This window comes from Provencibacterium massiliense, assembly GCF_900169495.1.
In the GTDB taxonomy this organism is placed as follows: Bacteria; Bacillota; Clostridia; order Oscillospirales; family Ruminococcaceae; genus Harryflintia; species Harryflintia acetispora.
This window is the reverse complement of sequence record NZ_FWCH01000005.1, coordinates 1-2,386: the sequence shown is the minus strand read 5'-3', so window position 1 is coordinate 2,386 and position 2,386 is coordinate 1. Positions and strand designations below refer to the sequence as shown.

The window sequence follows — 2,386 nt, the reverse complement described above, 5'->3', positions numbered from 1 at the left end:
CGTTTCCGACAGCCAGCCCCACTATTCCGTGGTTTCATTGTACCACGGAACAGGGCTGGTTGTATAGCGGCAAAAGTGTCAAATCTGCTTCTTTACAGCTTGTCAAATCGCCGGTTTTTGTGTAGCAATCAACGACTATATCCGATTGGCAGTAGCCGCATTGAATGGTTTATGATATACTTTTCTATAATTCCACAATGAAAAGAGGTCTGTTATGAAAACTCGTGAAACAATCATTCGCCGGTGGTTTGATATGTGGCTGCAAAAGAAAGATTTGGGTATAGCCGAGATGTTTTCAGATAATGCCACCTACATTGAAAGCTGGGGGCCGGAATATCACGGCTCTGCAAAAATCAAACTTTGGTTTGACGAATGGAATACCCGTGGCACTGTGCTTCAATGGGATATAAAGCAGTTCTTCCACAAAGCCAATCAAACTATGGTTGAATGGTACTTCAAAAATCAGATGAACGACGGAAAGGTTGAAGCCTTTGACGGGATTTCCCTTGTTGAATGGACAAATGATGATAAAATCCTGTTTCTCAAAGAGTTCGGTTGCAACATCAATAACTATGACCCTTATCAAAATGGCTCTGTTCCGCAATTTAAGGGCGAAACTTCTCCGTGGTTCTAAAATCTGTGTTTAGAAGCCTATTTACAGCGGCCACGCTCCCCGGCATGGCCGCTTTCTTCATGCTCCGGCTCACGCCGGATAAGTAGGCTCCTGTGTAGCAGCGGCTTCCGCTTCCAGTACCCGCGCCATTTTGTCGGCGGCGGTGGTGGTAGTGTCTTTCTTGAAATAGCCGGACACGACAAGGACGGAATTGCCCATGCGGATTTCCGTCACGCAGTCGGGGCGGCGAGCGGTGCGGGTGTCGTGCTGCTTGTTATCTGCCATAGGCAATACTCCTTTCAGTCGGTAATCAGTTTCTTCATGCTCTCCATTTTCCGCTGTGCGGTTTCCTGCCGGAAGTTGTCGCCGGTAAAGCGTACCGGGACGCACATGGAAAGCAGCCGGTCATAAATCCGGGAATGGGCGGTGTCCTCCGGGTTTCGCAGGTCGTCCAGCGTGAGGTTGGTCGTGACGATCAGCGGCTTGCCGCTGCGGTAACGGCTGTCAATCACATTGAAAACCTGTTCCAGCCCGTATTCCGTCCCGCGCTCCATGCCGAAGTCGTCAAGGATAAGCAGCGGATAGCGGCAAAGGCGGGAAATGTACTCGTTCCTGCCCTCAAAGCTGGCGGCAAGGTCATTGAGGATAAGGGCAAAGTTTGTCATGTGGACGGGGATTTCATTCTCCATAAGGGCGTTTGCGATACAGCCCGCAAGGTAGCTTTTCCCGGTTCCCACGCCGCCCCAGAACAGGCAGCCGATATTGTCGGTTCGCATATCCTCCCAGTGTTCCACATACCGGCGGGCAATCCCGGTCTGCGGGTTCCTGCCGTTGTCGTTCTCAAAAGTCCAGTCCCGCATGGTGGGGTCGGTAAAGCCCCGGCGTTTCAGTTCTTCCACGGTATCAAGGTGCCTGCGCCGCTTCTCGGCGGCCTCCCGTTCCTTGCGGGCGGCTCTCTGGCAGTCGCACTCTGCCGGGTGGCGGTCGCGCCCAAAGATAGCGGCCTTGTCCGGCGCAAAATAGGCTTCTTTCGGCTTGCGGCACTTGCCACAGTAGAGTAAACCGTCCTCGCCGGTGTAGTCCTCCGGCTCCGGGGTGGCAGCCGTCATATTCTCCAAAACAGCGTTGATTTCGTTCTTCATAAACTCTCGCCCTCCTTGCATGAGTAGTCAGGGATGCCCTTTTTCGGGGCGCCCTTTTTGTCGTTCCCCGCCCATATCCGCAGGGCGGCGGCATAATTCTGGTAGCTTTTCCCGCTGGCGGCAAGGTAGCGGCTCATTTCCTCAATGAACCGTTCCAGCCGGTCGGGGTAGTCCTCTTTCAGTTCCGCGTATTCTGCTTCTGACAGAAAAATATTCTGGTATCGGCCATAGGGCGCGGGCGGCTCCCCACTCACTCCCTTTGTTTGGTTCTCTGTAAGGTTGTTTATAGTAGTTTGGTTAGGGGACGGTTTTCCGACCATCATAAGGTCGGTTTTCTGACCATCAGTAGGTCGGTTTTCCGGCTCTATGAGGGTCGGTTTTCCGGCCATCAGTTGGTCGGAAAACTGTACCTGTGGCACACGCGGCACTTTCACATACAGCCGGTTCGGTGCGGAGAAGCCGCCCCGTTCCCGTTCCAGCAGCCCCGCCGCGTCCAGTTCATTCAGCGCCCCCTTTATGGTGGTGCTGCCTTTATCCAGTATTTCGGCTATCTCCGCGATGGGATAGATAATATAAATCCTGCCCTCGTCGTCCTGCCACTTGTTCTTCTGGGAGAGGGTGGAGCGGTCTA

General features: G+C 53.4%; 4 protein-coding genes. 1 reads left to right on the top strand and 3 read right to left on the bottom strand.

Translation table 11 applies throughout. The features are described from left to right. Positions 1–214 precede the first annotated feature (214 nt). Positions 215–634 carry a nuclear transport factor 2 family protein gene (locus B5477_RS00265; protein ID WP_079697852.1) on the top strand — a complete coding sequence of 140 codons (420 nt, stop codon included), beginning with the start codon at positions 215–217 and terminating at the stop codon, positions 632–634. Positions 635–703: 69 nt separating this feature from the next. Here B5477_RS00265 and B5477_RS00260 read toward each other — a convergent pair whose 3' ends face one another. From B5477_RS00260 to B5477_RS00250, 3 genes are all read right to left on the bottom strand, one after another. Beyond that, positions 704–898 carry a transposon-encoded TnpW family protein gene (locus B5477_RS00260; RefSeq protein ID WP_079697851.1) on the bottom strand — a complete coding sequence of 65 codons (195 nt, stop codon included), beginning with the start codon at positions 896–898 and terminating at the stop codon, positions 704–706. A gap of 14 nt (positions 899–912) precedes the next feature. Then, positions 913–1,755, bottom strand: a complete 843-nt coding sequence (locus B5477_RS00255) for an ATP-binding protein (protein WP_079697850.1) — start codon at positions 1,753–1,755, stop codon at positions 913–915. Next, the coding region (locus B5477_RS00250) for a replication initiator protein A (protein WP_079697849.1) at positions 1,752–2,386 on the bottom strand (635 nt) is incomplete at its 5' end. The genes B5477_RS00250 and B5477_RS00255, both read right to left, overlap by 4 nt.